The 25250-nt window shown below is 52.7% G+C and carries 46 protein-coding genes; 6 read left to right on the forward strand and 40 right to left on the reverse strand.

Going from position 1 to position 25250, the window contains the following annotated elements:
* Positions 1-18 precede the first annotated feature (18 nt).
* Positions 19-201, reverse strand: a complete 183-nt coding sequence (locus RTM13_RS19205) for a hypothetical protein (RefSeq protein ID WP_312214265.1) — start codon at positions 199-201, stop codon at positions 19-21.
* Positions 202-227: 26 nt separating this feature from the next.
* Between RTM13_RS19205 and RTM13_RS19210 the strand changes: the two genes are divergently transcribed.
* A complete protein-coding gene (locus RTM13_RS19210) occupies positions 228-788 on the forward strand; it encodes a gamma carbonic anhydrase family protein (protein ID WP_312214267.1) in 561 nt (186 codons plus the stop codon).
* Here RTM13_RS19210 and RTM13_RS19215 read toward each other — a convergent pair.
* Genes RTM13_RS19215 through dprA form a run of 6 tightly spaced genes read right to left on the reverse strand, consistent with a single transcriptional unit; the run spans position 764 to position 4495 of the window.
* On the reverse strand, positions 764-1021 hold the full coding sequence (locus RTM13_RS19215) for a DUF1488 domain-containing protein (RefSeq protein WP_312214269.1): 258 nt from the start codon (positions 1019-1021) through the stop codon (positions 764-766). The two genes, RTM13_RS19210 and RTM13_RS19215, sit on opposite strands and share 25 nt — an antisense overlap.
* On the reverse strand, positions 1018-1836 hold the full coding sequence (aroE, locus tag RTM13_RS19220) for a shikimate dehydrogenase (RefSeq protein WP_312214271.1): 819 nt from the start codon (positions 1834-1836) through the stop codon (positions 1018-1020). Before aroE ends, RTM13_RS19215 begins: the two co-directional genes overlap by 4 nt.
* Positions 1837-1839: 3 nt before the next feature.
* Entirely contained in the window at positions 1840-2412 is a 573-nt protein-coding gene (gene tsaC, locus RTM13_RS19225) for an L-threonylcarbamoyladenylate synthase type 1 TsaC (RefSeq protein WP_312214273.1), read from the reverse strand.
* Positions 2405-2959 (reverse strand): topoisomerase DNA-binding C4 zinc finger domain-containing protein, encoded by a 555-nt coding sequence (locus RTM13_RS19230; protein WP_312214275.1) that lies wholly within the window; start codon positions 2957-2959, stop codon positions 2405-2407. Before RTM13_RS19230 ends, tsaC begins: the two co-directional genes overlap by 8 nt.
* Before the next feature lie 26 nt (positions 2960-2985).
* Complete coding sequence (gene smg / locus RTM13_RS19235) at positions 2986-3459, reverse strand: DUF494 family protein Smg (protein ID WP_042395982.1); 474 nt, start codon at positions 3457-3459, stop codon at positions 2986-2988.
* Positions 3431-4495, reverse strand: a complete 1065-nt coding sequence (gene dprA / locus RTM13_RS19240; RefSeq protein ID WP_312214277.1) for a DNA-protecting protein DprA — start codon at positions 4493-4495, stop codon at positions 3431-3433. The genes smg and dprA overlap by 29 nt, the downstream gene beginning before the upstream one ends.
* Before the next feature lie 189 nt (positions 4496-4684).
* Here dprA and def point away from each other — a divergent pair, with 189 nt between their 5' ends.
* The 5 genes from def (at position 4685) to mscL (ending at position 9386) form a co-directional block, all read left to right on the forward strand.
* On the forward strand, positions 4685-5194 hold the full coding sequence (gene def, locus RTM13_RS19245; RefSeq protein WP_312214279.1) for a peptide deformylase: 510 nt from the start codon (positions 4685-4687) through the stop codon (positions 5192-5194).
* A 20-nt stretch (positions 5195-5214) separates the two neighbouring features.
* A complete protein-coding gene (gene fmt / locus RTM13_RS19250; protein WP_312214281.1) occupies positions 5215-6162 on the forward strand; it encodes a methionyl-tRNA formyltransferase in 948 nt (315 codons plus the stop codon).
* Between the two features lie 52 nt (positions 6163-6214).
* On the forward strand, positions 6215-7504 hold the full coding sequence (gene rsmB, locus RTM13_RS19255; RefSeq protein ID WP_312214283.1) for a 16S rRNA (cytosine(967)-C(5))-methyltransferase RsmB: 1290 nt from the start codon (positions 6215-6217) through the stop codon (positions 7502-7504).
* Between the two features lie 22 nt (positions 7505-7526).
* Positions 7527-8903: a Trk system potassium transporter TrkA gene (trkA, locus tag RTM13_RS19260; RefSeq protein ID WP_154056352.1), complete on the forward strand. Its 1377-nt coding sequence runs from the start codon at positions 7527-7529 to the stop codon at positions 8901-8903.
* A gap of 69 nt (positions 8904-8972) precedes the next feature.
* Entirely contained in the window at positions 8973-9386 is a 414-nt protein-coding gene (gene mscL, locus RTM13_RS19265; RefSeq protein WP_312214286.1) for a large-conductance mechanosensitive channel protein MscL, read from the forward strand.
* A gap of 45 nt (positions 9387-9431) precedes the next feature.
* Here the strand turns inward: mscL and zntR are convergent, their stop codons facing one another.
* The 33 genes from zntR to RTM13_RS19430 all read right to left on the reverse strand — a co-directional run.
* A complete protein-coding gene (gene zntR, locus RTM13_RS19270; RefSeq protein ID WP_312214288.1) occupies positions 9432-9863 on the reverse strand; it encodes a Zn(2+)-responsive transcriptional regulator in 432 nt (143 codons plus the stop codon).
* Positions 9864-9865: 2 nt separating this feature from the next.
* Complete coding sequence (locus RTM13_RS19275) at positions 9866-10234, reverse strand: DUF1992 domain-containing protein (RefSeq protein ID WP_312214290.1); 369 nt, start codon at positions 10232-10234, stop codon at positions 9866-9868.
* A gap of 111 nt (positions 10235-10345) precedes the next feature.
* The gene (gene rplQ / locus RTM13_RS19280; protein ID WP_042395993.1) at positions 10346-10732 is read right to left on the reverse strand and encodes a 50S ribosomal protein L17; all 387 of its coding nucleotides are present in this window, start codon (positions 10730-10732) and stop codon (positions 10346-10348) included.
* 40 nt (positions 10733-10772) lie between these two features.
* Positions 10773-11762 (reverse strand): DNA-directed RNA polymerase subunit alpha, encoded by a 990-nt coding sequence (locus RTM13_RS19285; protein WP_034461761.1) that lies wholly within the window; start codon positions 11760-11762, stop codon positions 10773-10775.
* A gap of 25 nt (positions 11763-11787) precedes the next feature.
* Complete coding sequence (gene rpsD, locus RTM13_RS19290) at positions 11788-12408, reverse strand: 30S ribosomal protein S4 (protein WP_021265666.1); 621 nt, start codon at positions 12406-12408, stop codon at positions 11788-11790.
* Positions 12409-12441: 33 nt separating this feature from the next.
* Positions 12442-12831, reverse strand: coding sequence for a 30S ribosomal protein S11 (rpsK, locus tag RTM13_RS19295; protein ID WP_034899652.1), 390 nt, complete (start codon positions 12829-12831; stop codon positions 12442-12444).
* A gap of 16 nt (positions 12832-12847) precedes the next feature.
* Complete coding sequence (gene rpsM, locus RTM13_RS19300; protein ID WP_042396003.1) at positions 12848-13204, reverse strand: 30S ribosomal protein S13; 357 nt, start codon at positions 13202-13204, stop codon at positions 12848-12850.
* Positions 13205-13350: 146 nt separating this feature from the next.
* Positions 13351-13467, reverse strand: a complete 117-nt coding sequence (gene rpmJ / locus RTM13_RS19305; RefSeq protein ID WP_000868187.1) for a 50S ribosomal protein L36 — start codon at positions 13465-13467, stop codon at positions 13351-13353.
* Between the two features lie 30 nt (positions 13468-13497).
* On the reverse strand, positions 13498-14829 hold the full coding sequence (gene secY / locus RTM13_RS19310) for a preprotein translocase subunit SecY (protein WP_312214292.1): 1332 nt from the start codon (positions 14827-14829) through the stop codon (positions 13498-13500).
* A 7-nt stretch (positions 14830-14836) separates the two neighbouring features.
* Complete coding sequence (gene rplO, locus RTM13_RS19315; RefSeq protein WP_039076819.1) at positions 14837-15271, reverse strand: 50S ribosomal protein L15; 435 nt, start codon at positions 15269-15271, stop codon at positions 14837-14839.
* A 3-nt stretch (positions 15272-15274) separates the two neighbouring features.
* Positions 15275-15454, reverse strand: coding sequence for a 50S ribosomal protein L30 (gene rpmD / locus RTM13_RS19320; RefSeq protein ID WP_001140434.1), 180 nt, complete (start codon positions 15452-15454; stop codon positions 15275-15277).
* Between the two features lie 3 nt (positions 15455-15457).
* Complete coding sequence (gene rpsE, locus RTM13_RS19325) at positions 15458-15961, reverse strand: 30S ribosomal protein S5 (protein ID WP_042396015.1); 504 nt, start codon at positions 15959-15961, stop codon at positions 15458-15460.
* A gap of 14 nt (positions 15962-15975) precedes the next feature.
* A complete protein-coding gene (rplR, locus tag RTM13_RS19330) occupies positions 15976-16329 on the reverse strand; it encodes a 50S ribosomal protein L18 (protein WP_042396018.1) in 354 nt (117 codons plus the stop codon).
* A gap of 9 nt (positions 16330-16338) precedes the next feature.
* A complete protein-coding gene (gene rplF, locus RTM13_RS19335; RefSeq protein WP_103821894.1) occupies positions 16339-16872 on the reverse strand; it encodes a 50S ribosomal protein L6 in 534 nt (177 codons plus the stop codon).
* A gap of 12 nt (positions 16873-16884) precedes the next feature.
* Entirely contained in the window at positions 16885-17277 is a 393-nt protein-coding gene (rpsH, locus tag RTM13_RS19340) for a 30S ribosomal protein S8 (protein ID WP_042396027.1), read from the reverse strand.
* A 33-nt stretch (positions 17278-17310) separates the two neighbouring features.
* Entirely contained in the window at positions 17311-17616 is a 306-nt protein-coding gene (gene rpsN / locus RTM13_RS19345; RefSeq protein WP_042396030.1) for a 30S ribosomal protein S14, read from the reverse strand.
* Positions 17617-17630: 14 nt separating this feature from the next.
* Positions 17631-18170: a 50S ribosomal protein L5 gene (rplE, locus tag RTM13_RS19350; RefSeq protein WP_042396032.1), complete on the reverse strand. Its 540-nt coding sequence runs from the start codon at positions 18168-18170 to the stop codon at positions 17631-17633.
* A 14-nt stretch (positions 18171-18184) separates the two neighbouring features.
* Positions 18185-18499, reverse strand: a complete 315-nt coding sequence (gene rplX, locus RTM13_RS19355; RefSeq protein WP_042396035.1) for a 50S ribosomal protein L24 — start codon at positions 18497-18499, stop codon at positions 18185-18187.
* A gap of 10 nt (positions 18500-18509) precedes the next feature.
* On the reverse strand, positions 18510-18881 hold the full coding sequence (rplN, locus tag RTM13_RS19360; RefSeq protein WP_002919748.1) for a 50S ribosomal protein L14: 372 nt from the start codon (positions 18879-18881) through the stop codon (positions 18510-18512).
* A 163-nt stretch (positions 18882-19044) separates the two neighbouring features.
* Positions 19045-19299: a 30S ribosomal protein S17 gene (gene rpsQ / locus RTM13_RS19365; RefSeq protein WP_002438707.1), complete on the reverse strand. Its 255-nt coding sequence runs from the start codon at positions 19297-19299 to the stop codon at positions 19045-19047.
* Positions 19299-19490 (reverse strand): 50S ribosomal protein L29, encoded by a 192-nt coding sequence (gene rpmC / locus RTM13_RS19370; RefSeq protein WP_000644742.1) that lies wholly within the window; start codon positions 19488-19490, stop codon positions 19299-19301. The genes rpsQ and rpmC overlap by 1 nt, the downstream gene beginning before the upstream one ends.
* The gene (rplP, locus tag RTM13_RS19375) at positions 19490-19900 is read right to left on the reverse strand and encodes a 50S ribosomal protein L16 (RefSeq protein WP_004926449.1); all 411 of its coding nucleotides are present in this window, start codon (positions 19898-19900) and stop codon (positions 19490-19492) included. The genes rpmC and rplP overlap by 1 nt, the downstream gene beginning before the upstream one ends.
* A gap of 11 nt (positions 19901-19911) precedes the next feature.
* Positions 19912-20610, reverse strand: a complete 699-nt coding sequence (gene rpsC / locus RTM13_RS19380) for a 30S ribosomal protein S3 (protein ID WP_006817277.1) — start codon at positions 20608-20610, stop codon at positions 19912-19914.
* A 17-nt stretch (positions 20611-20627) separates the two neighbouring features.
* Positions 20628-20960 (reverse strand): 50S ribosomal protein L22, encoded by a 333-nt coding sequence (gene rplV, locus RTM13_RS19385; protein WP_002919773.1) that lies wholly within the window; start codon positions 20958-20960, stop codon positions 20628-20630.
* Positions 20961-20974: 14 nt separating this feature from the next.
* Positions 20975-21253 carry a 30S ribosomal protein S19 gene (rpsS, locus tag RTM13_RS19390; protein WP_001138115.1) on the reverse strand — a complete coding sequence of 93 codons (279 nt, stop codon included), beginning with the start codon at positions 21251-21253 and terminating at the stop codon, positions 20975-20977.
* 16 nt (positions 21254-21269) lie between these two features.
* Complete coding sequence (rplB, locus tag RTM13_RS19395; protein WP_021265682.1) at positions 21270-22091, reverse strand: 50S ribosomal protein L2; 822 nt, start codon at positions 22089-22091, stop codon at positions 21270-21272.
* Between the two features lie 17 nt (positions 22092-22108).
* Complete coding sequence (gene rplW / locus RTM13_RS19400) at positions 22109-22411, reverse strand: 50S ribosomal protein L23 (protein WP_000617546.1); 303 nt, start codon at positions 22409-22411, stop codon at positions 22109-22111.
* Positions 22408-23013, reverse strand: coding sequence for a 50S ribosomal protein L4 (gene rplD, locus RTM13_RS19405; protein ID WP_042396046.1), 606 nt, complete (start codon positions 23011-23013; stop codon positions 22408-22410). The genes rplW and rplD overlap by 4 nt, the downstream gene beginning before the upstream one ends.
* A 10-nt stretch (positions 23014-23023) precedes the next feature.
* A complete protein-coding gene (gene rplC / locus RTM13_RS19410; RefSeq protein WP_103821892.1) occupies positions 23024-23653 on the reverse strand; it encodes a 50S ribosomal protein L3 in 630 nt (209 codons plus the stop codon).
* 32 nt (positions 23654-23685) lie between these two features.
* Positions 23686-23997, reverse strand: coding sequence for a 30S ribosomal protein S10 (gene rpsJ, locus RTM13_RS19415; protein ID WP_001181005.1), 312 nt, complete (start codon positions 23995-23997; stop codon positions 23686-23688).
* A 293-nt stretch (positions 23998-24290) separates the two neighbouring features.
* Complete coding sequence (gene bfr / locus RTM13_RS19420) at positions 24291-24770, reverse strand: bacterioferritin (RefSeq protein ID WP_103821891.1); 480 nt, start codon at positions 24768-24770, stop codon at positions 24291-24293.
* Between the two features lie 70 nt (positions 24771-24840).
* Complete coding sequence (bfd, locus tag RTM13_RS19425) at positions 24841-25035, reverse strand: bacterioferritin-associated ferredoxin (protein ID WP_144819407.1); 195 nt, start codon at positions 25033-25035, stop codon at positions 24841-24843.
* Between the two features lie 129 nt (positions 25036-25164).
* Positions 25165-25250 (reverse strand): hypothetical protein (locus tag RTM13_RS19430; RefSeq protein WP_000740161.1); only part of this gene is annotated, 86 nt, incomplete at its 5' end.

Below are 25250 nucleotides of genomic sequence, written 5' to 3' on the forward strand. Positions count from 1 at the left end.
CTGTTTCCGTGAAGTGATTCACGTTTGCCGTTTCGATGGAGGCGCATTATAGGGATCCCATTTTTTTGCACAAGCCTTTTTTAGATCTTTTTTACCAACCGTCGATTTTTCACGCTTTCTGCTGGGATCCTGTGCGATCTGCTTAAATTTTGGCGTGTAAAAGGCTTGCGCCGTGCCTCTAAAGCTACCAAAGTCATCCATATCACTTCTGTTTTGACGAGGTAACTATGTCTGCTGTCCTACGTTCTTATAAAGATCTCTACCCTAAAATTGGCCAACGCGTGATGGTTGATGCCACCAGCGTGGTGATCGGCGATGTCAGAGTGGCCGATGACGTCGGTATCTGGCCGCTGGTTGCTATCCGCGGTGACGTTAATTACGTTCAGATTGGTGCCCGCAGCAATATTCAGGATGGCAGCGTGCTGCACGTTACCCATAAATCTTCCTATAACCCGGAAGGCAATCCGCTGATTATTGGTGAAGACGTGACGGTGGGGCACAAGGTTATGCTGCACGGCTGCACCGTAGGCAATAGAGTGCTGGTCGGGATGGGATCCATTTTGCTTGATGGCGTGGTTGTAGAGGATGACGTCATGATTGGTGCCGGAAGCCTGGTCCCACAGAATAAGCGGCTGGCGAGCGGCTTTCTCTATTTAGGTAGTCCGGTGAAACAGATCCGCCCCCTGACGGAGGCGGAGATTGAGGGGCTGAAGTACTCTGCCAATAACTATGTGAAGTGGAAAGACGACTATCTGGATCAGGCTCAGGAGAGCCACACCCAACCTTGATCGTCCTCTCGCTGCTGTTGGATTAGCTGTTCAGCCTCCTCTTCCAGATCCCAGCGATGCTCCTGGAAAAGCGCCAGCCACTGGGCTGGCGTCTCACCGCCGAACCGCGTTGCCAGCGTTTCAGCTTTAATTGCGCAGCTAAGTTGCATACCGTTAACCAGCGCCGGGAAGCAGACGGCCTGCAGCTCGTCACGCCACGCCTCCCGATCGGGAAATTGAATCGCCTGATTCACCCAGCCAGCTCCTGTTTGAGGCGTTCAATAACCAGCGCGGTTTCTGGCAGCACGCCATGCCAGAGCAGTACCGCATGGGCAGCCTGCGCCACCAGCATACCCAGCCCATCCGCCCGCTGTTTTGCGCCATGCTGTTCACACCAGCGCAAGAATGGCGTTTCTCCCTTCTGATAGAACATGTCATAGCAGTGGATATGGCTATCGATTAAAGATTCAGGGATCTGCGGCGTTTCACCGCTAATACCGCTGGAGGTGGCGTTAATAATAAGATCGAACTCGTGTCCGGCCAGATCTTTCATCGCCACAGCGCTAACGCTGCCGGTATGGGCGAATAGCGTTGCCAGCTCTTCGGCGCGTGAGAAAGTCCGGTTCGTTATGGTTACTGCGCAGTCGAGGGAGAGCAGCGGCAGCAGCACGCCCCGTGAGGCCCCGCCTGCGCCAATCAGCAGAATGCGAAAGCCAGGCTTAATAAACCCCAGCCGCTGCAGATCGCTGAGCAAACCGATGCCATCAGTGTTATCTCCCAACAGACGACCATCCTCAAGACGCTTGAGGGTGTTAACTGCTCCGGCTAGCGCCGCACGCTCTGTCAGCTCATCCGCTCGGGCAAACGCCTCTTCTTTAAAGGGAACGGTAACGTTAGCCCCTTTCCCGCCTGCGCTGAAAAACGCGTTTAGCGTCGCAATAAAATCATCAACGGGAGCCAGAACGCGCCCGTAAGGGTGAGCTATCTGCAGCTGCTGAGCGAACTGCTGATGAATAAACGGCGATTTGCTGTGTGCAATGGGATTACCAAAAACGGCATAGGTTTCCATAGATCACCCCTGGCGAAAACGTTCGCCGGTCAATGCATCACGAATTTCAGACGGGTTTTCACGTCCGCCGGTTTTACCTTCTACAACTGGAAATGCCTCGCCAAACTGCGCGCGCACCTCTTCGGTTGTCCGGCACGGCGGCAGCCCGGTCAGGTTAGCGCTGGTAGAGACCAGCGGTTTGCCGTATGCCTTACATAGCGCGACCACCAGCGGATGATCGGTTACCCGTACGGCCAGAGAGTCAAATCGCCCGGTCAGCCAGCGCGGCGTGGTCGGTTTTGCCGGGAAGACGAAGGTCACCGGGCCGGGCCAGCAGGCAAATACCGCCTCTCGCTGGGCATCATCCAACGCCTGCTCATCAATATAGGGTTTCAGTTGCTCAAAGCTGGCGGCAATCAGGATGAGTCCTTTCTCTACAGGACGTTGTTTTAACGCCAGCAGGCGGTTAACCGCTGTTTCACTGTCGGGATCGCAGCCGACGCCAAAAACGGCTTCGGTGGGATAGGCGATGACTTCTTCTCTATTCAGTACCGCCACCGCATTTACGATGGAGTCTGAAGGCAGGTTATTATTCACTGTTCTTTTCCGCCGTGACCGGCTTTCCACATTGTTTACTGGCACAGAAGCATTTAACGCCCTGTGCGGTTTTCTTCTCTATTAGCAACGGGTAGTGACACGTCGGACACTCTCCCGCTATCGGTTTAAAATTAATAACAAACTGGCACTCCGGATAGCGATCGCAGGAGTGGAAGGTTTTGCCATAGCGCGAACGTCGCTGGACCAGAGTACCCTGATTGCACTGCGGGCAGGTAATGGCGGTATCGTCGGGTTTATCGATGGTCTCTGTATGTCCGCATTCCGGATATTGGCTACAGCCAATAAACATGCCGAAGCGTCCCTGGCGAAGCACCAGCACCGACTGGCAAAGCGGGCACAGCTGCCCCTCCAGAACTTTGACGATATGCCCATCGGCCTGGCTTTTCAGGGAGCGAACATAGTCACATTCAGGATAGTGGGAACAACCGAGAAACGGCCCGCGTTTCCCGGTCCGAATAACAAGCGGAGCCCCGCACTGCGGGCAGGGCTCTTGATTAGACACCGAAAACAGTGCTGATTTGGCCATAACAACTCTTGATGCTGCGACGATAGTTAGTGCAGCATACCTTCATTCACTTCAAAGAGTAATTCTTCCATCTGCTGATAGGCGTTTTCACACCCAGGGATATTGAAGAGCACCATCAGGATGACCCACTTGAGATCTTCCAGCTCGAACTCTGCCGTATCCAGCGCCAGCACACGCTCAATCACCATTTCTCGTGTTTCGAGGTTTAGCACCTGAATCTGCTCGAGGAATAACAGGAAACCCCGGCAGCTGGCATCCAGTCGTTCACACTCTTCTGCGGTATAAATACGCAGAGAGAGAGGGTCTGAAGCAAGCTGCATCGGTTCGGCGAGGCCTTCCTGATAGTCAGCGAGCTTCTCCAGCCACAGTAACGCGTTGTAGATATCCTCACGGTCAAAACCGGCATCAGTGAGGTCCCGTTCAAGTTTGTCCTGATCCACACGCAGTTCTGCTTCATTGTGGATATAAGTCTCAAACAAATACATTAGTACGTCGAACATGGCTTGCCCTCCTTAATCGGACATAGCCGCCGGGTACAGCTGCGATCCATCCTGCTAACTCCAGTTCGAGTAGCTGGGCCACAATCACTGGCACAGGTTGGCCGGCACGTTCAGCGACGACGTCAACAGGTGTTACCTCATCTCCTACGTTAGCCAGGAGCTCAGGAAATGGCAATGCTGCCGCTTGGTGTTCTGACGAATAAATTGGTTTTTCGCGTGCATTTTGTAGCCAGCGTAAACCCTGCTGTAGAATTTCGAGGATTTCATCCGGGGTAGTGACCAGCGTCGCCCCCTGCTGAATTAACCAGTGTGGACCTTCGCTACCGGGACTGCCTAACGCGCCGGGCAGCGTGAAGACGTCCCTCCCCTGATCCATTGCGCAGCGCGCGGTTACCAGGGAGCCGCTACGCAGAGCGGCCTCTACTACCAGCACGCCCTGGCTAAGACCGCTAATAATGCGGTTACGACGCGGAAAGCTACCCGGTCTGGGCGGCGCGGCCAGCGGAAACTCTGACACCAGTGCGCCACCAGCGTCAATAAGCTGTGCCGCCAGCGTGGCGTGCCGACGGGGATAAGTCTGTTGTAAGCCGTTTCCCAGCACCGCCAGGCTTTTTCCACCACCGTGAAGTGCGCCACGATGGGCAATGCCGTCAATACCCAATGCCAGGCCGCTGGTGACCGTAATACCTTCTGCCGCGAGCCGCTCGCAGAAATGGCGTCCCCAGCGCTCGCCATACCATGAGTTTGCCCGGCTGCCAACGACGGCTAACTGTGGGCTATTGAGGATGCCCACATCCCCTTTCACAAACAGCGCGCCGGGAAAATCAGTAATGGCGCGCAGCGCTGGCGGGTAATCCGCATCGTTCGCCAGCAGCAGGCGATGTCCGGGCAGGGCTAACCACTCAAGCGTGCTGTCGATATCACGGGGAGAGACAGCATAAAAGCGTGCGCTCTGTTTTGCCGTCAGCCCGGCGAGCGAGAGCGTTTTTGCGTCAGGATGGGGGTAAGCTGCTAAACATTGTGCGGCCTCCAGCATCCTTTAACCGTAGAGTTCGCCGAGGTGGATCAGGCGCAGCCAAATCTCTGTCAAAGTCATCCTTGTCCCTTGCCACACGCGGCGGTTGCAATCCTTGCGATTGGTCACTGATGCTGTCAATCGGAGGGGGATTTGTCTAGAATAGTGGTAACGATCTTTTCAACTCCTGAACACAACTCCTGGGTAATTATGTCAGTTTTGCACGTGTTACATATTCCGGACGAGCGCCTTCGCAAAGTCGCTACGCCGGTAAAAGAAGTAAATGCAGAAATTCAGCGCATCGTGGATGATATGTTTGAAACGATGTACGCCGAAGAGGGTATTGGCCTTGCCGCCACGCAGGTGGACATCCACCAGCGTATTATTGTTATCGACGTTTCCGAGAACCGCGAAGAACAGCTGGTGCTCATCAACCCTGAGCTGCTGGAAAAGAGCGGCGAAACCGGTATCGAAGAGGGTTGCCTGTCGATCCCTGAGCAGCGTGCGTTGATCCCGCGGGCGGAGAAAGTGAAAATCCGCGCCCTCGATCGCGAAGGGAAATCCTTCGAGCTGGAAGCTGACGGCCTGCTGGCCATCTGCATTCAGCATGAAATGGATCACCTGGTCGGCAAACTGTTTATCGACTACCTGTCGCCGATGAAGCGTCAGCGCATTCGCCAGAAAGTGGAAAAACTGGACCGCCTGAACGGGCGTGCATAACCGAAGCCAAAAGGATCAACGTGTCGGATTCACTACGTATTATTTTCGCCGGTACGCCTGACTTTGCAGCGCGTCATCTTGACGCGCTGTTGTCATCCGGGCACCAGGTGGTTGGCGTGTTTACCCAGCCGGACAGGCCCGCCGGGCGGGGTAAAAAACTGATGCCGGGTCCGGTGAAGGCGCTGGCTGAAGCGAAAGGTCTTCCTGTCTTTCAGCCAGTCTCTTTGCGCCCGCAGGAAAATCAGCAGCTGGTCGCCGATCTCAACGCTGACGTGATGGTCGTTGTTGCCTATGGCTTAATTCTGCCGAAGGCGGTACTCGATATGCCGCGTCTCGGCTGCATTAACGTTCACGGATCGCTGCTGCCGCGCTGGCGTGGCGCTGCTCCTATTCAGCGCTCGCTGTGGGCGGGAGATGCCGAAACCGGTGTTACCATCATGCAGATGGACGTGGGTTTGGACACCGGCGATATGCTCTACAAGCTTTCCTGCCCGATTACCGCAGAAGATACCAGCGCCTCGCTCTACGACAAGCTTGCTGACCTTGGTCCGCGGGGGTTAATCGAAACTCTGGCCCAGCTGGCCGTGGGCACTGCCCAGCCGCAGGTACAGGACGAAGCCCTCGTAACCTATGCCGAAAAGCTCAGCAAAGAGGAGGCGCGCATCGACTGGTCTTTCTCTGCAGCACAGCTTGAGCGCTGCATCCGGGCATTTAATCCATGGCCGATGAGCTGGCTGGAGATTGACGGGCAGCCGGTAAAAGTGTGGAAGGCGTCGGTGATTAACCAACAGTCCCGCGCCGAGCCAGGCACGATTGTTGATGCCAACAAACAGGGTATTCAGGTTGCGACCGCCGACGGCATTCTAAATCTGGAATCGCTGCAGCCGGCAGGTAAAAAAGCGATGAGCGCTCAGGATTTACTGAACTCACGTCGCGAATGGTTTATTCCCGGCCACCGTCTGGCCTGACGGCCCCTACCTTTAACGCCCGGTGTTACCGGGCATTTTTATTTTTGCGGTTATGAAAAAAACGATCAATTTACGCAGCATGGCAGCACAGGCCATCGAACAGGTTGTTGAGCAGGGGCAGTCGCTGAGCAACGTCCTCCCTGCCCTGCAGCAGAAAGTCTCGGATAAAGATAAAGCCCTGCTCCAGGAGCTGTGCTTCGGCGTGCTACGCACGCTCTCCCAGATGGAGTGGCTTATCAATAAGCTGATGTCCCGTCCTATGACCGGCAAGCAGCGCACCATTCACTATCTGATCATGGTCGGGTTTTATCAGCTTCTCTACACCCGCGTTCCACCGCATGCTGCTTTAGCAGAGACGGTAGAGGGAGCGGTAGCCATTAAACGCCCGCAGCTTAAGGGGCTGATCAACGGCGTGCTGCGTCAGTTCCAGCGTCAGCAGGAGCTGCTGCTGGCGGAGTTTGCCTCCAGCAAAAGCCGTTTTTTACATCCTGACTGGCTGCTGAAGCGTCTGCAAAAAGCATATCCGCAGCAGTGGGAAAGTATTGTGGAGGCTAATAACCAGCGCCCTCCCATGTGGCTGCGCGTGAACCGTAACCATCACTCTCGTGATGCCTGGCTGGCCCTGCTCGAGGCCTCCGGCCAGCAGGGTTTTCCTCATAGCGACTATGCCGATGCGGTACGTCTGGCCTCACCTGCCCCGGTACAGGCCCTGCCCGGCTTCGATCAGGGCTGGGTAACGGTACAGGACGCCTCGGCACAGGGCTGCATGAACTTTCTCGAACCACAGAACGGCGAGCAGATCCTCGATCTCTGCGCGGCCCCCGGCGGTAAAACCACACATATTCTGGAAGTTGCTCCTGAGGCGAGCGTGCTGGCAGTTGACGTGGATGAGCAGCGCCTCTCCCGCGTCTACGATAATCTGAAACGCCTGGGGATGAAGGCGCAGGTTAAGCAGGGCGATGGCCGCTTCCCTTCCCAGTGGTGCGGTGACCAACAGTTCGATCGTATTCTGCTGGATGCTCCCTGCTCGGCAACCGGCGTGATCCGTCGTCATCCGGATATCAAGTGGCTGCGCCGCGATCGCGATATCCCGGAACTGGTCCAGCTGCAGTCCGCTATTCTCGACGCCATCTGGCCACACCTGAAACCGGGCGGCACGCTGGTGTATGCCACCTGTTCCGTCCTGCCGGAGGAGAACAGCCTGCAAATTGCCGAGTTCCTCAAGCGTACACCGGATGCGAAGCTGGCCAGTACAGGTACGCCAGTGCAGCCGGGACAGCAAAATCTTCCGGGCGCGGAAGAGGGTGACGGCTTCTATTACGCTAAGCTAATCAAACAGTGATTGAGATGACGGGTCGCAGCTGATGAAGATAATCATTCTGGGAGCAGGACAGGTGGGCGGCACGCTGGCCGAAAACCTGGTCGGTGAAAATAATGACATTACCGTTGTCGATATCAATGGCGATCGTCTGCATATGTTGCAGGATAAATTCGATCTGCGCGTTGTTCAGGGGCACGGCTCACATCCCCGCGTTTTGCGTGAAGCAGGAGCGGACGATGCGGATATGCTCGTTGCCGTCACCAGCTCTGATGAGACCAATATGGTGGCCTGCCAGGTCGCCTACTCCCTGTTCAATACGCCAAACCGCATCGCCCGTATTCGCGCGCCTGACTATGTGCGCGATGCAGACAAGCTGTTCAATACCGACGCCGTGCCTATCGATCACCTGATTGCCCCCGAGCAGCTGGTAATCGACAGCATTTATCGTCTGATTGAGTATCCTGGCGCACTGCAGGTGGTTAACTTTGCCGAAGGAAAAGTAAGCCTTGCGGTGGTGAAAGCCTACTACGGCGGTCCGCTGGTGGGTAACGCCCTCTCGATTATGCGCGAGCATATGCCACATATCGATACCCGGGTTGCCGCCATTTTCCGCCACGACAGGCCGATCCGTCCGCAGGGATCCACCATCGTTGAAGCAGGCGATGAGGTATTTTTTATCGCGGCATCACAGCATATTCGTGCAGTCATGAGCGAGCTACAGCGTCTTGAAAAGCCCTATAAGCGCATCATGCTGGTGGGCGGCGGCAATATCGGCGCAGGTCTGGCGAGCCGGCTGGAGAAAGACTACAGCGTTAAGCTGATCGAGCGCGATCAGCGTCGGGCGGCGGATCTGGCCGAGAAGCTGCAAAACACGATCGTCTTCTATGGTGATGCATCGGATCAGGAGCTGCTGGCAGAAGAGCATATCGATCAAGTGGATCTTTTCATTGCCGTGACCAACGATGATGAAGCCAACATTATGTCCGCCATGCTGGCCAAGCGGATGGGGGCGAAAAAGGTCATGGTGCTGATCCAGCGCCGCGCCTACGTTGACCTTGTTCAGGGCAGCGTCATAGATATCGCGATTTCGCCACAGGAGGCGACGATCTCTGCACTGCTAAGCCACGTGCGTAAGGCAGATATTGTGGGCGTCTCCTCGCTGCGCCGGGGCGTTGCCGAGGCGATCGAAGCCGTGGCCCACGGCGACGAGAGCACCTCCCGCGTCGTTGGCCGGGTGATCGACGAGATCAAGCTGCCGCCAGGAACGATCATCGGAGCCGTCGTGCGCGGCAACGACGTCATGATCGCTAATGACAATTTACGTATTGAGCAGGGCGATCACGTCATTATGTTCCTGACGGACAAAAAGTTTATTACCGACGTCGAGCGACTGTTCCAACCCAGCCCGTTCTTCCTGTAATAAGCTGAGAAATGGAAATTAGAGAGACCTTTGTTAGACTTAGTGGGTCTTTGGCATAAGGAGAATAGAATGAGTTTGTTAAAAGAGTTTCGTGCTTTCGCCATGCGCGGCAACGTTATCGACCTGGCCGTCGGGGTCATCATTGGTGCGGCTTTCGGTAAAATTGTCTCGTCGCTGGTTGCCGATATCATTATGCCTCCCCTTGGCCTGCTGATTGGCGGCGTCGACTTTAAACAGTTCGCCTGGACGCTGCGTCCGGCTCAGGGCGATCTTCCGCCCGTTGTTATGCACTACGGCGTGTTTATCCAGAATATTTTCGACTTTTTGATCGTAGCATTTGCGATCTTTATGGCGATTAAGCTGATTAACCGACTGCATCAGAAGAAGAAAGAAGAGCCGAAAGCACCACCGGCACCTTCGAAAGAGGAAGTGCTGCTGACTGAAATCCGCGATCTGCTCAAAGAACAGAACAGCCGTCCATAATAGAAAGCCAGCGGCAAAGGTGATTTACGCTTTTGCCGCTGGCCTTTAACACCCTTTTCGACTCTCACCGTTTATTCCGCCCTGCTCCAGCGCTTCCAGAATTGAACAGTAAACGCTGCTATGGGCCGTACCGCAGCAGGCGTCATTAAGCCGTTGCAAAGAGCGGCGCATAATCTGTAGTTCTTCAATCCGAGCTTCAACCTCGCTTAGTCGAGACTGGACAATGCTTTTTGACTCCTGGCAGGTGTGATGCTCAGGATCAATACGGATTGACAGCAGCTCGCGGATCGACTCGAGGGTAAACCCCAACTGCCGTGCGTGACGGATAAACTTAAGTCGCTGCAGATCGCCTTCGGTATAGAGGCGGAAACCACCCTGTGTTCTCACCTCGTGATCCATCATCTGCTGCTTTTCGTAATAACGAATAGTATCGGGCGTTACCTCTGCGAGCTTCGCCAGCTCTCCAATTCGGTACATAGCTACTCCTCGCCAATCTTTTTCATTAGCCTGTCAGCATACTCGCCGCGCAGAAATTCGGTGCTTAAGCCAGCCTGCCGCAGTTGAAGCTCGAGTAGCGTTAACCTGCGGCTGAGCTCCTGATAGTCAGGATGATCCTGCTGCACCGTCTGTAACAGATCGGCCAGCGCCAGAGCCTCTTTACGCTGGGCCAGTTCAGGGGGGAGACAGCCGGCGTTTTTCAGCAGTCGGTAGCCTGCCCGTAGTTCGGCGGGGACATGAGCGTCATCGTCGAGACGCAGCGGCTCACCGGTGCCGGGAAGATTATCAAACTCACCTTGTTGCTGGGCATCGCGAATATGGCGTTCTGCCCACTGATCGAGTAACCACATAGTCGACTCCAGGGGATGAACTAAGGCACAGGGCTATTTTAGCAGGGAGAGAGGGGAGGATGAGAGAAATAAAAAAACCCGCCGAAGCGGGTCTTTTTATGTTGCTACAGATTACTCTGCAGCAGCTTCTGCTTGCGATTCTGAACGATCAACCAGCTCGATGTAAGCCATCGGCGCGTTGTCGCCTGCACGGAAGCCACACTTCAGAATGCGAGTGTAACCACCGGCACGGCTCGCGAAACGCGGGCCCAGCTCGTTAAACAGTTTTGCCACGATCTCGTTATCACGAGTACGGGCGAATGCCAGACGACGATTAGCTACGCTATCAGTCTTGGCAAGAGTAATCAGCGGCTCAACTACGCGGCGCAGCTCTTTCGCTTTAGGCAGGGTCGTCTTGATGATTTCATGACGAACCAGTGAACCTGCCATATTGCGGAACATAGCCTGGCGATGGCTGCTGTTGCGGTTCAGTTGACGACCACTCTTACGATGGCGCATGACCTTATCCTTCTCAGTAAAACCTTAACCTGTGATCCGGTTACTCGTCAGCAATGCTTGCCGGTGGCCAGTTTTCCAGGCGCATGCCCAGAGACAGACCACGGGAGGCCAGCACGTCTTTAATCTCGGTAAGAGATTTTTTACCCAGGTTAGGCGTTTTAAGTAGCTCAACCTCGGTACGCTGTACCAGATCACCGATATAGTGGATAGCTTCTGCTTTAAGGCAGTTAGCAGAGCGGACAGTCAATTCCAGATCGTCAACAGGGCGCAGCAGGATCGGATCGAATTCTGGTTTCTCTTCTTTCACTTCCGGCTGACGTACATCACGTAAGTCAACGAAAGCTTCCAGTTGTTCTGCCAGGATGGTTGCCGCACGACGAATCGCCTCTTCAGGATCGATTGTGCCGTTGGTTTCCATTTCGATGACCAGCTTGTCCAGGTCGGTACGCTGCTCTACACGCGCTGCTTCAACATTGTAGGCAATACGCTCTACAGGGCTATAGCATGCGTCGACCAGCAGACGGCCAATCGGGCGCTCATCTTCTTCCGAATGAATTCGGGCAGAAGCCGGCACATAACCACGACCGCGCTGAACTTTGATACGCATGCTAATAGACGCGTTCTCATCGGTCAGGTGGCAGATCACGTGCTGCGGCTTGACGATTTCGACATCACCGTCGTGGGTGATGTCGGCTGCAGTCACAGGGCCAATGCCAGATTTATTCAGGGTAAGAATAACATCATCTTTACCTTGAACTCTCACCGCCAGCCCTTTCAGGTTGAGCAGGATCTCCAGGATATCTTCCTGAACGCCTTCTTTGGTGCTGTACTCGTGCAGTACACCATCAATCTCAACCTCGGTCACCGCACAACCCGGCATCGATGAGAGCAGAATACGGCGCAGTGCGTTACCCAGAGTATGGCCAAAGCCACGCTCTAAAGGCTCAAGGGTCACCTTGGCGTGCGTCGAACTCACTTGCTCGATATCTACCAGGCGCGGTTTTAGAAACTCTGTCACAGAACCCTGCATTGTGTCCTCTCTTTGGTACTAAGCTTTACTTGGAGTAAAGCTCGACGATCAGGTGTTCGTTAATGTCCGCAGACAGATCAGAACGCTCAGGCTTGCGCTTGTACGTACCTTCCATCTTGCCAGCATCAACTTCCAGCCAGGTTGGCTTTTCACGCTGCTCAGCCAACTCCAGAGCGGCCTTCACGCGAGATTGCTTTTTGGCTTTCTCACGGATGCTAACTACGTCATTCGGAGTTACCTGATAAGAAGCGATGTTAACAACGCGGCCGTTTACCATGATTGCTTTATGGCTAACGAGCTGACGTGCTTCCGCGCGAGTTGCGCCAAAGCCCATACGGTATACTACGTTGTCCAGACGACCTTCGAGCAGAGCCAGCAGGTTTTCACCCGTGTTGCCTTTCAGACGAGCTGCTTCTTTATAGTAGTTACGGAACTGACGCTCCAGCACACCGTACATACGGCGAACTTTCTGCTTTTCACGCAACTGTACACCATAGTCAGACAGACGCGGTTTACGCGCACCGTGCTGGCCAGGAGCTTGTTCAATTTTACACTTGGTATCGATCGCGCGAACGCCAGACTTAAGGAATAAGTCGGTGCCCTCACGACGGCTCAGCTTGAGCTTAGGACCCAAATATCTTGCCATTTTCTTTCTCCAACAAACCTGGAAACGACAGCGTTATACGCGGCGTTTTTTCGGCGGACGACAACCGTTATGAGGGATCGGAGTCACATCAGTAATGTTAGTGATGCGGAAACCAGCGGCGTTCAGAGCACGAATAGTAGATTCGCGGCCTGGACCCGGACCTTTAACCATAACTTCCAGATTCTTGATACCGTATTCTTTTACGGCGTCAGCGCAACGCTCTGCTGCAACCTGAGCTGCGAACGGAGTGGATTTGCGAGAACCACGGAAACCGGAACCACCGGCTGTTGCCCAACCCAGCGCATTACCCTGACGATCGGTAATAGTTACGATGGTGTTGTTAAAAGAAGCATGGACATGAGCCACGCCGTCAGAGACTTGTTTTCTTACACGCTTACGTGCACGAACTGGTGCCTTTGCCATTATTCAATCACCCCGATTATTTCTTGATCGGTTTGCGCGGACCCTTACGGGTACGTGCGTTGGTCTTAGTACGCTGACCGCGCACTGGCAGACCACGACGATGACGCAAACCGCGATAGCAACCAAGGTCCATAAGGCGCTTGATGCTCATGCTAACTTCACGGCGCAGATCACCTTCAACGACAAATTTGGCAACTTCGTCACGCAGCGTGTCGATTTGTTCTTCAGACAGCTCACTGATCTTAACATCTTCAGCGATACCCGCAGAAGCCAGAATGGCTTTAGAACGGGTCTTGCCGACACCGTAGATCGAAGTTAATGCGATCACGGCGTGTTTCTGATCAGGAATGTTAATGCCTGCTATACGGGCCACTATGCACTCCTACTATTTAATATGTACGCCCCATGCTGAAAAGCCCGTTTTCAGGATACTCAAATGGAAACGTACAGACATACAAAAGATTGGCTGGCTAATCTAGCCAGCTCAACCCAACTTTGCAAGAAAAATATGCGAAATAATCAGCCTTGGCGCTGTTTATGCTTCGGCTCGGCACTGCAAATCACGCGGATGACGCCATCACGCTTAACGATTTTGCAGTTACGGCATAATTTCTTGACGGAAGCACGAACTTTCATTTTTACTCTCCGTAACTTCTCGGGCGACCTTTAGCGGCCATAGCCTTTCAGGTTCGCCTTCTTCAATGCAGACTCATACTGACTCGACATCATCAGAGTTTGCACTTGAGCCATAAAGTCCATAATCACGACAACAACGATGAGCAGTGAGGTTCCACCAAAGTAGAACGGCACCTTCATTGCATCACGCATGAACTCCGGGATCAGGCAGATAAAAGTAATGTAGAGCGCACCGACCAGAGTCAGGCGGGTCATTACTTTATCGATGTACTTCGCCGTTTGTTCTCCCGGACGAATTCCTGGTACAAATGCACCGGACTTCTTCAGGTTATCTGCTGTTTCACGCGGGTTGAAAACCAACGCCGTGTAGAAGAAACAGAAGAAGATGATTGCAGTCGCATAGAGTAACACATAAAGCGGTTGCCCAGGCTGCAAATACAGCGAAATTGTTGTCAGCCAGTTCCAACCAGTACCGTTCCCGAACCATGACGCGATGGTCGCTGGGAACAGGATAATACTGGAAGCGAAGATTGCCGGGATTACCCCCGCCATATTCACTTTCAGCGGTAAATGTGTGCTCTGTGCAGCATAGACACGACGACCCTGCTGACGTTTCGCGTAGTTTACCACAATGCGGCGTTGACCACGCTCAACAAATACAACAAAGAACGTCACTGCAAATACTAATACTGCAACCAACAGCAACAGGAGGAAGTGCAGGTCGCCTTGACGCGCTTGCTCGATCGTATGGGCAATGGCTGGCGGGAGTCCCGCAACGATACCGGCGAAGATAATGATCGAGATACCGTTACCGATACCACGTTCAGTAATCTGTTCGCCGAGCCACATCAGGAACATGGTTCCTGTGACCAGACTTACAACAGCGGTGAAATAGAATGCAAAGCCTGGATTCATTACCAGGCCCTGCATACCAGGCATATTCGGTAGACCGGTAGCAATACCGATCGACTGGAATATTGCCAGCACCAGAGTGCCGTAACGGGTGTACTGGCTGATCTTACGACGACCAGACTCCCCTTCTTTCTTCAGCTCTGCCAGCGGCGGATAAACCACCGTCAGCAGCTGGACAATAATAGAGGCCGAAATATACGGCATAATGCCCAGGGCAAAGATTGAAGCACGGCTGAGAGCACCACCAGAGAACATGTTAAACATCTCAATGATGGTGCCTCGCTGTTGCTCAAGCAGTTTGGCAAGTACAGCGGCATCAATACCAGGGATCGGAATAAAAGAGCCAATACGGAACACAATCAGCGCACCGATTACAAACAGCAGTCTGCGTTTCAGCTCGCCTAAGCCACCTTTGGCACTTTGAAAATCTAATCCCGGTTGTTTAGCCATCTGCTACTTATTCCTCGATTTTACCGCCAGCAGCTTCGATAGCAGCACGAGCGCCTTTAGTAACACGCAGGCCACGAACAGTTACCGGAGTAGAAACTTCACCAGACAGGATCACTTTCGCGAACTCGATCTGGATACCGATAATGTTTGCCGCTTTCAGCGTGTTCAGGTCAACTACGTCGCCTTCTACTTTAGCCAGATCGGACAGACGAACTTCTGCCGTGATCATTGCTTTACGCGAAGTGAAACCGAATTTCGGCAGACGACGGTACAGAGGCATCTGACCACCCTCGAAACCGCGACGTACGCCACCGCCAGAACGAGAGTTCTGACCTTTGTGACCACGACCACCGGTTTTACCGAGGCCAGAACCGATACCACGACCCAGGCGTTTACCCGCCTTTTTGGAGCCTTCGGCCGGAGACAGAGTATTTAAACGCATCTCTTACTCCTCAACTTTAACCATGAAGGAAACCGCGTTGACCATACCACGAACAGCAGGAGTATCCTCGCGCTCTACGGTGTGACCAATACGACGCAGACCCAGGCCAAGCAGCGTTGCCTTGTGTTTCGGCAGACGACCGATTGCACTGCGGGTTTGAGTAATTTTAATAGTCTTTGCCATGGCTTATTTCCCCAGAATTTCTTCAACGGATTTACCACGCTTGGCAGCGACCATTTCTGGAGAATTCATATTTTCCAGGCCGTCGATAGTTGCACGAACCACGTTGATCGGGTTGGTGGAACCATAGGCTTTAGCCAGAACGTTATGAACCCCAGCGACTTCCAGAACGGCGCGCATTGCACCACCGGCGATGATACCGGTACCTTCTGAAGCCGGCTGCATGAATACACGAGAACCCGTGTGAACACCTTTAACCGGGTGCTGCAGGGTGCCGTGGTTCAGCGCGACGTTAATCATGTTGCGACGGGCTTTTTCCATCGCTTTCTGGATCGCTGCTGGAACTTCACGCGCTTTACCGTAACCAAAACCAACGCGACCGTTACCATCGCCTACTACAGTCAGAGCTGTGAAGGAGAAAATACGACCACCTTTAACGGTTTTAGATACGCGGTTAACCGCGATCAGCTTTTCCTGCAGTTCGCCAGCTTGTTTTTCGATGTGTGACATCTTACACCTCTACCTTAGAACTGAAGGCCAGCTTCACGGGCAGCATCTGCCAGTGCCTGGACACGACCATGATATTGGAACCCGGAACGGTCAAAAGAAACATCTTTGATGCCTTTTTCCAGAGCGCGTTCAGCAACAGCTTTACCTACAGCTGCAGCAGCGTCTTTGTTTCCGGTGAACTTCAGTTGTTCAGCGATAGCTTTTTCTACAGTAGAAGCAGCTACCAGAACTTCAGAACCATTCGGAGCAATTACCTGTGCGTAAATGTGACGCGGGGTACGATGTACCACCAGGCGAGTTGCACCCAGCTCCTGGAGCTTGCGGCGTGCGCGGGTCGCACGACGGATACGAGCAGATTTCTTATCCATAGTGTTACCTTACTTCTTCTTAGCCTCTTTGGTACGCACGACTTCGTCGGCGTAACGAACACCCTTGCCTTTGTAAGGCTCAGGACGACGGTAGGCGCGCAGATCTGCTGCAACCTGACCGATCACCTGCTTATCAGCGCCTTTCAGCACGATTTCAGTCTGAGTCGGACATTCTGCGGTGATCCCCGCTGGCAGCTGATGCTCAACTGGATGCGAGAAACCTAAAGACAGGTTTACTGCATTCCCTTTGACTGCTGCACGATAACCTACACCAACCAGCTGCAGCTTCTTAGTGAAGCCTTCGGTAACACCGATAACCATTGAGTTCAGCAGGGCACGCGCGGTACCAGCCTGAGCCCAACCATCCACGTAACCATCACGCGGACCGAAGGTCAGTGCATTATCTGCATGATTCACTTCAACAGCATCGTTGAGAGTACGAGTCAGCTCGCCGTTTTTACCTTTGATCGTAATAACCTGACCGTTGATTTTTACATCAACGCCGGCAGGAACAACGACCGGTGCTTTAGCAACACGAGACATTTTTTCCTCCGATTAGGCTACGTAGCAGATAATTTCGCCACCAAGACCAGCTTGGCGCGCTGCACGATCAGTCATAACACCTTTAGAGGTAGAAACAACTGCGATACCCAGACCCGCCATAACTTTCGGCAGCTCATCTTTTTTCTTATAGATGCGCAGACCTGGGCGGCTGACACGCTGAATGCTTTCTACAACAGCTTTGCCCTGGAAGTACTTGAGAGTCACTTCCAGTTCAGGCTTGGTGTCGCCTTCAACTTTAAATTCTTCAATAAAACCTTCTTCCTTCAGCACGTTGGCAATTGCCACTTTCAGCTTGGAGGAAGGCATGGTGACCGCAGCTTTGTTCGCGGCCTGACCGTTACGGATACGGGTCAGCATATCCGCGATCGGATCTTGCATGCTCATCTGTCTTTACTCCCGTGATTCAATTGGTGACAATTACCAGCTAGCCTTTTTAAGACCCGGGATTTCACCGCGCATAGCGGCTTCACGGACCTTAATACGGCTCAACCCGAACTTCCGCAGGAAAGCGTGCGGACGACCAGTTTGACGGCAGCGGTTACGCTGACGAGACGGGCTGGAATCACGCGGCAGAGTCTGCAGCTTCAGAACTGCGTTCCAACGATCTTCGTCGGAAGCGTTCACATCAGAGATGATAGCTTTCAGTTCAGCGCGTTTAGCGAAGAATTTATCAGCTAAAGCTACGCGTTTTACTTCGCGTGCTTTCATTGATTGCTTAGCCATTCAGTAACCCTACCTTACTTGCGGAACGGGAAGTCAAAGGCAGCCAGCAGAGCACGGCCTTCTTCATCAGAATTCGCAGTAGTGGTAATGGTAATATCCAAACCACGCACGCGATCGACTTTATCGTAATCGATTTCTGGGAAGATGATCTGCTCACGGACACCCATGCTGTAGTTACCACGACCATCGAATGACTTAGCGGACAGGCCACGGAAGTCACGGATACGCGGTACAGCAATAGTGATCAGGCGCTCAAAGAACTCCCACATGCGTTCGCCACGCAGAGTTACTTTACAGCCGATCGGATAGCCCTGACGGATTTTGAAGCCTGCAACAGATTTGCGTGCTTTGGTGACAAACGGTTTTTGACCGGAGATTGCTGCCAGGTCAGCTACTGCGTTATCCAGCAGCTTCTTGTCAGCGATCGCTTCACCAACACCCATGTTCAGGGTGATCTTCTCGACCCGAGGGACTTGCATGACAGAATTGTAGCTAAACTCAGTCATGAGTTTGTTAACTACTTCGTCTTTGTAGTAATCATGCAGTTTCGCCATCGTACTACTCCAAATTACTTGATAGTTTCGCTGTTAGACTTGAAGAAACGGACTTTTTTGCCGTCTTCGAATCTAAAGCCTACACGGTCAGCCTTGCCGGTTGCCGCATTGAAGATTGCAACGTTAGAGATCTGAATAGCTGCTTCTTTCTCTACGATGCCGCCTGGCTGGTTCAGGGCCGGAACCGGCTTCTGATGTTTCTTAACCAGGTTGATACCTTCAACGACGATTTTGCCGGAAGACAGAACATTTTTTACTTTACCGCGCTTACCTTTATCTTTACCGGTTAACACGATAACTTCGTCATCACGACGGATTTTAGCTGCCATGATTCGCTCCTTAGAGTACTTCTGGTGCCAGAGAGATAATTTTCATGAACTTTTCAGTACGAAGTTCACGAGTTACCGGCCCAAAAATACGCGTACCGATAGGCTGCTCGCTGTTATTGTTTAAAATAACGCATGCATTACCATCGAAGCGAATGACAGAACCGTCCGGGCGACGAACACCCTTCTTGGTGCGCACCACTACCGCCTTCAGCACATCACCTTTTTTGACCTTACCACGCGGAATTGCTTCCTTGATGGTGATCTTGATGATGTCGCCTACGCCTGCGTAGCGACGGTGCGAGCCACCCAGAACCTTGATACACATTACGCGACGTGCACCGGAGTTGTCGGCGACGTTCAGCATAGTCTGTTCTTGGATCATTTCAGTGCTCCGCTAATGTCAACTACTACTTTGGGACCCAAAATCTCGGGTCATTAAAAAGCCCCATATCGAGGGCGCGGCATTATAACACCGCTTTCTGCGTATGGGTAGAAAAAATAAACGGTCCATTGCTGGACCGTCTATCTTGAGAGAGCGTACTGTATTACAGAACCGCTTTCTCTACAACGCGAACCAGCGTCCAGGACTTAGTCTTGGACAGTGGACGGCATTCACGGATTTCAACCTTGTCGCCGATACCACATTCGTTGTTCTCGTCATGTACGTGCAGTTTGGTCGTACGCTTGATGAATTTACCGTAGATCGGGTGTTTCACAAAACGTTCGATAGCAACAACGATGGATTTCTCCATTTTATCGCTAACAACGCGACCTTGCAGAGTACGGATTTTATCGGTCATTACGCACCCGCCTTCTCAGTCAGTAAAGTCTTAACGCGTGCGACGTCACGACGCACTTGCTTCAACAGGTGAGACTGTTGCAGCTGGCCACTTGCTGCCTGCATACGCAGGTTGAACTGCTCACGCAGCAGGTTCAGCAGCTCGGTGTTCAGCTCTTCAACACTCTTCTCACGCAGCTCTTTTGCTTTCATTACATCACCGTCTTAGTTACAAAGGTGGTTTTAATCGGCAGTTTCGCTGCTGCCAGGCTGAATGCTTCACGGGCCAGCTCTTCAGGAACACCGTCCATTTCATACAGGACTTTACCTGGCTGAATCAAGGCAACCCAATACTCCACGTTACCTTTACCTTTACCCATACGAACTTCCAGCGGCTTCTCAGTGATCGGTTTGTCCGGGAATACACGGATCCAGATCTTACCTTGACGCTTAACTGCACGGGTCATAGCACGACGTGCTGCTTCGATCTGACGGGCAGTCAGACGACCACGGCCAACAGCTTTCAGACCAAAAGTGCCGAAGCTAACATCCGTACCCTGCGCCAGACCACGGTTGCGGCCTTTGTGCACTTTACGGAATTTTGTACGCTTTGGTTGTAACATAGCGACGCTCCTTATTTACGGCCTTTACGCTGCTGCTTTTTAGGTTGAGCAGCCGGTTCCGGTTGTTCAACAGCAGCCATACCACCCAGGATCTCACCTTTGAAGATCCATACCTTAACGCCGATTACACCATAGGTGGTGTGCGCTTCAGAGGTGTTGTAGTCGATGTCCGCACGCAGCGTGTGCAGCGGAACGCGACCTTCGCGGTACCATTCGGTACGTGCGATTTCCGCGCCGCCCAGACGGCCGCTAACTTCAACTTTGATACCTTTAGCGCCCAGACGCATTGCGTTCTGTACAGCACGCTTCATTGCACGGCGGAACATCACACGACGCTCCAGCTGTGAAGTGATGCTGTCAGCAACCAGTTTTGCGTCCAGTTCAGGCTTACGCACTTCGGCGATGTTGATCTGTGCAGGAACGCCAGCGATATCCGCTACGACCTTGCGCAGTTTTTCTACGTCTTCGCCTTTCTTACCGATAACGATACCCGGGCGAGCGGTGTGAATGGTCACACGGATGCTCTTAGCCGGACGCTCGATAACGATACGAGATACAGACGCTTTAGCCAGTTCCTTAGTCAGGTACTGACGTACTTTAAAATCGCTGTCCAGGTTGTCAGCGAATTCTTTGGTGTTCGCAAACCAGGTTGAGTTCCATGGTTTTACAATACCCAGGCGAATACCATTAGGATGTACTTTCTGACCCATTGCTAGTCTCCAGAGTCTCAGCGATCGGACACAACCACAGTGATGTGGCTGGTGCGCTTCAGGATGCGATCTGCACGACCTTTCGCACGCGGCATAATGCGCTTCATGCTCGGGCCTTCGTCTACGAAAATTTTCGCAACTTTCAGATCGTCAATGTCAGCGCCATCGTTGTGTTCAGCGTTAGCAATGGCAGATTCCAGTACCTTCTTAACCAATACCGCAGCTTTCTTGTTGGTATAGGTCAGGATGTCCAGGGCCTGCGACACTTTCTTACCGCGAATCAGGTCAGCAACAAGGCGAACCTTCTGAGCAGAAGAACGAGCATGGCGATGTTGAGCTAAAGTTTCCATCTCTTCCTCCTACCTTATTTCTTCTTCGCTTTTTTATCAGCAGCGTGGCCGCGATAAGTACGAGTCGGTGCGAATTCACCCAGCTTGTGACCAACCATTTCGTCGGAAACAAAGACTGGAACGTGCTGACGACCATTATGGACAGCGATGGTCAAACCGATCATGTTAGGAAAGATCGTTGAACGACGGGACCAAGTGCGCAGGGGCTTCTTGTCTCCGCTTTCCACCGCTTTCTCTACCTTCTTCAGCAAGTGCAGGTCAATAAAAGGACCTTTCTTGAGAGAACGTGGCATGGCTTATCCTCTAAAATTATTTGCTACGGCGACGTACGATAAATTTATCAGTACGCTTGTTGCTGCGGGTCTTCTTACCTTTGGTCTGAACGCCCCACGGGGTTACCGGGTGCTTACCAAAGTTACGACCTTCACCACCACCATGTGGGTGATCGACTGGGTTCATCGCAGTACCGCGAACGGTAGGACGAACACCACGCCAGCGTGCAGCACCTGCTTTACCCAGAACGCGCAGCATATGCTCAGCATTGCCAACTTCGCCCAGGGTAGCGCGGCAGTCTGCTTCGACTTTACGCATTTCACCAGAACGCAGACGCAGGGTGACATAAGCACCGTCGCGCGCAACGATCTGAACGTAAGTACCAGCAGAACGCGCCAGCTGACCGCCTTTACCTGGTTTCATTTCTACGTTATGAACGGTAGAACCAACCGGGATGTTGCGCATCGGCAGGGTGTTACCCGCTTTGATTGCAGCATCAACGCCAGACTGAATCTGGTCGCCAGCTTTCAGGCCTTTAGGGGCCAGGATGTAACGGCGTTCGCCATCTTTGTACAGAACCAGCGCGATGTTCGCGGAGCGGTTCGGATCGTACTCAAGACGTTCAACAGTCGCCGGGATACCGTCTTTGTTGCGTTTGAAGTCAACAATACGATAAGCCTGCTTATGGCCACCACCGATGTGACGGGTGGTGATACGACCATTGTTGTTACGACCACCGGATTTGCTGTTTTTTTCAACCAGCGGAGCAAAAGGTTTGCCCTTATGCAGCTCAGGGTTAACCACTTTAACAACGTGGCGACGACCCGGAGATGTCGGTTTACACTTAACAACTGCCATTGTATTACTCCTCCGACTTACTCAGCGCCGCCAACGAAGTCCAGGTTCTGGCCTTCTTTCAGGGTGACGTAAGCTTTTTTCCAGTCGCTACGACGACCGATACGCTGTCCGTGACGTTTAACTTTCCCTTTAACAACCAGGGTGTTAACGACTTCGACTTCGACTTCAAACAGTTTCTGCACAGCAGCTTTGATCTCTGCTTTAGTCGCGTCTTTAGCAACTTTGAGCACGATGGTGTTGGTTTTTTCCATCGCAGTAGACGCTTTTTCAGAAACGTGCGGTGCACGCAGCACCTTCAGCAGACGTTCTTCACGAATCATGCCAGCATCTCCTCAACTTGCTTAACAGCCTCAGCAGTCATTACGACTTTGTCGAAGGCGATCAGGCTAACCGGGTCGATACCTGCTGCGTCACGTACGTCAACCTTGTGCAGGTTACGTGCGGCCAGGAACAGGTTCTCGTCCAGCTCACCGGTGATGATCAGCACATCTTCCAGAGCCATGTCTTTCAGTTTCTGAGCCAGAAGCTTGGTTTTCGGCGCTTCCAGAGAGAACTGCTCGACAACGATCAGACGATCCTGACGTACCAGCTCGGACAGGATGCTTTTCAGCGCGCCGCGGTACATCTTTTTGTTAACTTTTTGACTGTGGTCCTGCGGACGCGCAGCGAAGGTCACGCCACCTGAACGCCAGATCGGGCTCTTAACAGAACCTGAACGCGCACGGCCGGTGCCTTTCTGACGCCACGGTTTTTTACCGGAACCAGTTACTTCAGCACGAGTCTTCTGAGCACGAGTACCCTGACGAGCACCAGCTGCATAAGCAACAACAACCTGGTGAACCAGCGCTTCGTTGAAATCACGACCGAAGGTAGTTTCGGAAACAGTCAGCGCGCTTTGCGCGTCTTTCAATACTAATTCCATTGCTATCCCCTTACGCCTTCACAGCTGGTTTAACGATCAGGTCGCTACCGGTAGCACCCGGAACAGCACCCTTAACCAGCAGCAGGTTGCGCTCAGCGTCAACACGTACTACGTCCAGGCTCTGAACGGTTACACGTTCGTTGCCCAGCTGACCTGCCATCTTCTTGCCTTTGAACACTTTGCCCGGAGTCTGGTTCTGACCGATAGAACCCGGAACGCGGTGGGACAAGGAGTTACCGTGAGTCGCGTCCTGGGTACGGAAGTTCCAGCGCTTAACGGTACCGGCGAAACCTTTACCTTTAGAGGTACCGGTTACGTCAACTTTTTTAACTTCAGCAAACAGCTCAACGCTGATGTCCTGACCTACGGTGTACTCTTCGCCTTCAGCAAGACGGAATTCCCACAGACCACGGCCAGCTTCAACGCCAGCTTTAGCAAAGTGACCTGCTTCAGGTTTGGTTACACGGTTAGCTTTTTTAGCACCGGTAGTGACCTGAACGGCACGGTAGCCATCGTTAGCCAGATCTTTGATCTGAGTAACGCGGTTTGCTTCAACTTCGATTACGGTTACTGGGATAGAGACGCCATCTTCAGTGAAGATGCGGGTCATACCCACTTTTTTACCGACTAAACCAATCATTGTATCAACCTCTCAATCGCTCGATGACCTGATTAACCCAGGCTGATCTGCACGTCTACACCGGCAGCCAGGTCCAGACGCATCAGAGCATCAACGGTTTTCTCGGTTGGCTCAACGATGTCAACCAGACGCTTGTGAGTGCGAATTTCGTACTGATCGCGCGCGTCTTTGTTAACGTGCGGAGAGATCAGAACGGTAAAGCGCTCTTTGCGGGTCGGCAGCGGGATCGGACCACGGACCTGCGCACCAGTGCGCTTGGCAGTCTCGACGATTTCCGCGGTTGATTGATCGATCAGACGATGATCAAACGCTTTAAGACGGATACGGATTCTTTGGTTCTGCATGAGACCAGAGCTCCAATTATTTATAGACGAAATAGTTACTCCTCAAACCCATTACGATTGATGGGAGAGTGTAACCGTTCTTACAGAGTTCCCCGATTGGGAACATTGTCTGGTATCGCTTACGCAGTACCGGTGGTTCATATCGAACCGCTGTCTATATTAGACAAGCCCGCGCATTATACGTAAAACTGACATTAACGCAAGTGTCGTGTAGAAAATAAGCACTATAAAAAAACCCGCGGCCGTTAGCCGGCAGCGGGTTCGATGATGCTGTAGTGTGTTGTACGGTACGGCTACTTCGCCTGCTCTCTGAGCTGCGACTGCAGGTAGTTCTGTAGACCAATTTTTGTAATCAGGTCCAGCTCGGTCTCCAGCCAGTCGATATGCCCCTCTTCATCCGCGAGGATCTCAATCATCATATCGCGGCTGACGTAGTCATGAACGCTATCGGCATAGGCGATGGCTTCACGCAGATCTTTTGCGCCCTCAAGCTCAAGATTCAGGTCTGAGCGCAGCATCTCCTCTACGTCTTCACCGATCCCCAGCTTGCCGAGGTCCTGCAGGTTTGGAATACCTTCAAGAAACAGAATACGCTCGATGTACTTATCGGCGTGTTTCATCTCATCTATGGATTCGTGATATTCGACGTCGTTGAGGCGGGTAAGGCCCCAGTTTTTGAACATACGGGCATGAAGAAAATACTGATTGATTGCGACAAGCTCATTTCCCAATAATTTATTGAGATAACTTATGATTCTGACATCACCTTTCATTATTAGTCCCTCCGCTTCCACTAAGTGAAGCGTAGATGGCGCTACCGGGATGTCAAAAAAAGATTTTCGCTTATGCGATCTCCTGGTATTCAGGGATTTGCATCAGCTCGTTCTGCATAATCTCGCGGGCCGCGCGGACGCACTTACCGCACTGGTTCCCCACGGGAATAAACTTGCGCAGCTGCTGGAAGGATTGGGGGCGAAACTGGCGCACGGCCTGGCGAATTTTTTTATCACTTACCCCATTACACAAACAGACGTACATAATCGCTCCCGTTCAATTTATGCGCAGAGTGTAAATGAGAATAGTTATGATTACAATAGCAGAAAGCCGAAAGCAGAACGTAAAAAAGGACGCCGAAGCGTCCTTTTTTTATTCAGAGATAATAAATTATTAGCTCAGAACTTTAGCAACAACGCCCGCACCAACGGTACGGCCGCCTTCACGGATTGCGAAACGCAGACCGTCGTCCATCGCGA

Origin of the sequence: Pseudescherichia sp. (assembly GCF_031979925.1) — a bacterium.
Lineage (GTDB): Bacteria > Pseudomonadota > Gammaproteobacteria > Enterobacterales > Enterobacteriaceae > Pseudescherichia.

Coding starts and splice junctions, on each gene's coding strand:
- rpsS (WP_001138115.1), bottom strand. CDS start 21,253: ATGCCACGTTCTCTCAAGAAAGGTCCTTTTATTGACCTGCACTTGCTG.
- rpsD (WP_021265666.1), bottom strand. CDS start 12,408: ATGGCAAGATATTTGGGTCCTAAGCTCAAGCTGAGCCGTCGTGAGGGC.
- rplB (WP_021265682.1), bottom strand. CDS start 22,091: ATGGCAGTTGTTAAGTGTAAACCGACATCTCCGGGTCGTCGCCACGTT.
- rpsE (WP_042396015.1), bottom strand. CDS start 15,961: ATGTCACACATCGAAAAACAAGCTGGCGAACTGCAGGAAAAGCTGATC.
- mscL (WP_312214286.1), top strand. CDS start 8,973: ATGAGTTTGTTAAAAGAGTTTCGTGCTTTCGCCATGCGCGGCAACGTT.
- aroE (WP_312214271.1), bottom strand. CDS start 1,836: ATGGAAACCTATGCCGTTTTTGGTAATCCCATTGCACACAGCAAATCG.
- rplQ (WP_042395993.1), bottom strand. CDS start 10,732: ATGCGCCATCGTAAGAGTGGTCGTCAACTGAACCGCAACAGCAGCCAT.
- rplD (WP_042396046.1), bottom strand. CDS start 23,013: ATGGAATTAGTATTGAAAGACGCGCAAAGCGCGCTGACTGTTTCCGAA.
- rplO (WP_039076819.1), bottom strand. CDS start 15,271: ATGCGTTTAAATACTCTGTCTCCGGCCGAAGGCTCCAAAAAGGCGGGT.
- rplC (WP_103821892.1), bottom strand. CDS start 23,653: ATGATTGGTTTAGTCGGTAAAAAAGTGGGTATGACCCGCATCTTCACT.
- rplR (WP_042396018.1), bottom strand. CDS start 16,329: ATGGATAAGAAATCTGCTCGTATCCGTCGTGCGACCCGCGCACGCCGC.
- rplF (WP_103821894.1), bottom strand. CDS start 16,872: ATGTCTCGTGTTGCTAAAGCACCGGTCGTTGTTCCTGCCGGCGTTGAT.
- RTM13_RS19205 (WP_312214265.1), bottom strand. CDS start 201: ATGGATGACTTTGGTAGCTTTAGAGGCACGGCGCAAGCCTTTTACACG.
- RTM13_RS19275 (WP_312214290.1), bottom strand. CDS start 10,234: ATGTGGTTACTCGATCAGTGGGCAGAACGCCATATTCGCGATGCCCAG.
- rpmJ (WP_000868187.1), bottom strand. CDS start 13,467: ATGAAAGTTCGTGCTTCCGTCAAGAAATTATGCCGTAACTGCAAAATC.
- bfr (WP_103821891.1), bottom strand. CDS start 24,770: ATGAAAGGTGATGTCAGAATCATAAGTTATCTCAATAAATTATTGGGA.
- rsmB (WP_312214283.1), top strand. CDS start 6,215: ATGAAAAAAACGATCAATTTACGCAGCATGGCAGCACAGGCCATCGAA.
- RTM13_RS19285 (WP_034461761.1), bottom strand. CDS start 11,762: ATGCAGGGTTCTGTGACAGAGTTTCTAAAACCGCGCCTGGTAGATATC.
- zntR (WP_312214288.1), bottom strand. CDS start 9,863: ATGTACCGAATTGGAGAGCTGGCGAAGCTCGCAGAGGTAACGCCCGAT.
- rpsJ (WP_001181005.1), bottom strand. CDS start 23,997: ATGCAGAACCAAAGAATCCGTATCCGTCTTAAAGCGTTTGATCATCGT.
- trkA (WP_154056352.1), top strand. CDS start 7,527: ATGAAGATAATCATTCTGGGAGCAGGACAGGTGGGCGGCACGCTGGCC.
- dprA (WP_312214277.1), bottom strand. CDS start 4,495: ATGCTGGAGGCCGCACAATGTTTAGCAGCTTACCCCCATCCTGACGCA.
- rplP (WP_004926449.1), bottom strand. CDS start 19,900: ATGTTACAACCAAAGCGTACAAAATTCCGTAAAGTGCACAAAGGCCGC.
- rplW (WP_000617546.1), bottom strand. CDS start 22,411: ATGATTCGTGAAGAACGTCTGCTGAAGGTGCTGCGTGCACCGCACGTT.
- rpsK (WP_034899652.1), bottom strand. CDS start 12,831: ATGGCAAAGGCACCAGTTCGTGCACGTAAGCGTGTAAGAAAACAAGTC.
- rplV (WP_002919773.1), bottom strand. CDS start 20,960: ATGGAAACTTTAGCTCAACATCGCCATGCTCGTTCTTCTGCTCAGAAG.
- bfd (WP_144819407.1), bottom strand. CDS start 25,035: ATGTACGTCTGTTTGTGTAATGGGGTAAGTGATAAAAAAATTCGCCAG.
- def (WP_312214279.1), top strand. CDS start 4,685: ATGTCAGTTTTGCACGTGTTACATATTCCGGACGAGCGCCTTCGCAAA.
- rpmC (WP_000644742.1), bottom strand. CDS start 19,490: ATGAAAGCAAAAGAGCTGCGTGAGAAGAGTGTTGAAGAGCTGAACACC.
- rplN (WP_002919748.1), bottom strand. CDS start 18,881: ATGATCCAAGAACAGACTATGCTGAACGTCGCCGACAACTCCGGTGCA.
- rpsN (WP_042396030.1), bottom strand. CDS start 17,616: ATGGCTAAGCAATCAATGAAAGCACGCGAAGTAAAACGCGTAGCTTTA.
- rpsH (WP_042396027.1), bottom strand. CDS start 17,277: ATGAGCATGCAAGATCCGATCGCGGATATGCTGACCCGTATCCGTAAC.
- rplE (WP_042396032.1), bottom strand. CDS start 18,170: ATGGCGAAACTGCATGATTACTACAAAGACGAAGTAGTTAACAAACTC.
- smg (WP_042395982.1), bottom strand. CDS start 3,459: ATGTTCGACGTACTAATGTATTTGTTTGAGACTTATATCCACAATGAA.
- rpmD (WP_001140434.1), bottom strand. CDS start 15,454: ATGGCAAAGACTATTAAAATTACTCAAACCCGCAGTGCAATCGGTCGT.
- rpsC (WP_006817277.1), bottom strand. CDS start 20,610: ATGGGTCAGAAAGTACATCCTAATGGTATTCGCCTGGGTATTGTAAAA.
- RTM13_RS19210 (WP_312214267.1), top strand. CDS start 228: ATGTCTGCTGTCCTACGTTCTTATAAAGATCTCTACCCTAAAATTGGC.
- secY (WP_312214292.1), bottom strand. CDS start 14,829: ATGGCTAAACAACCGGGATTAGATTTTCAAAGTGCCAAAGGTGGCTTA.
- RTM13_RS19230 (WP_312214275.1), bottom strand. CDS start 2,959: ATGGCCAAATCAGCACTGTTTTCGGTGTCTAATCAAGAGCCCTGCCCG.
- rplX (WP_042396035.1), bottom strand. CDS start 18,499: ATGGCAGCTAAAATCCGTCGTGATGACGAAGTTATCGTGTTAACCGGT.
- rpsQ (WP_002438707.1), bottom strand. CDS start 19,299: ATGACCGATAAAATCCGTACTCTGCAAGGTCGCGTTGTTAGCGATAAA.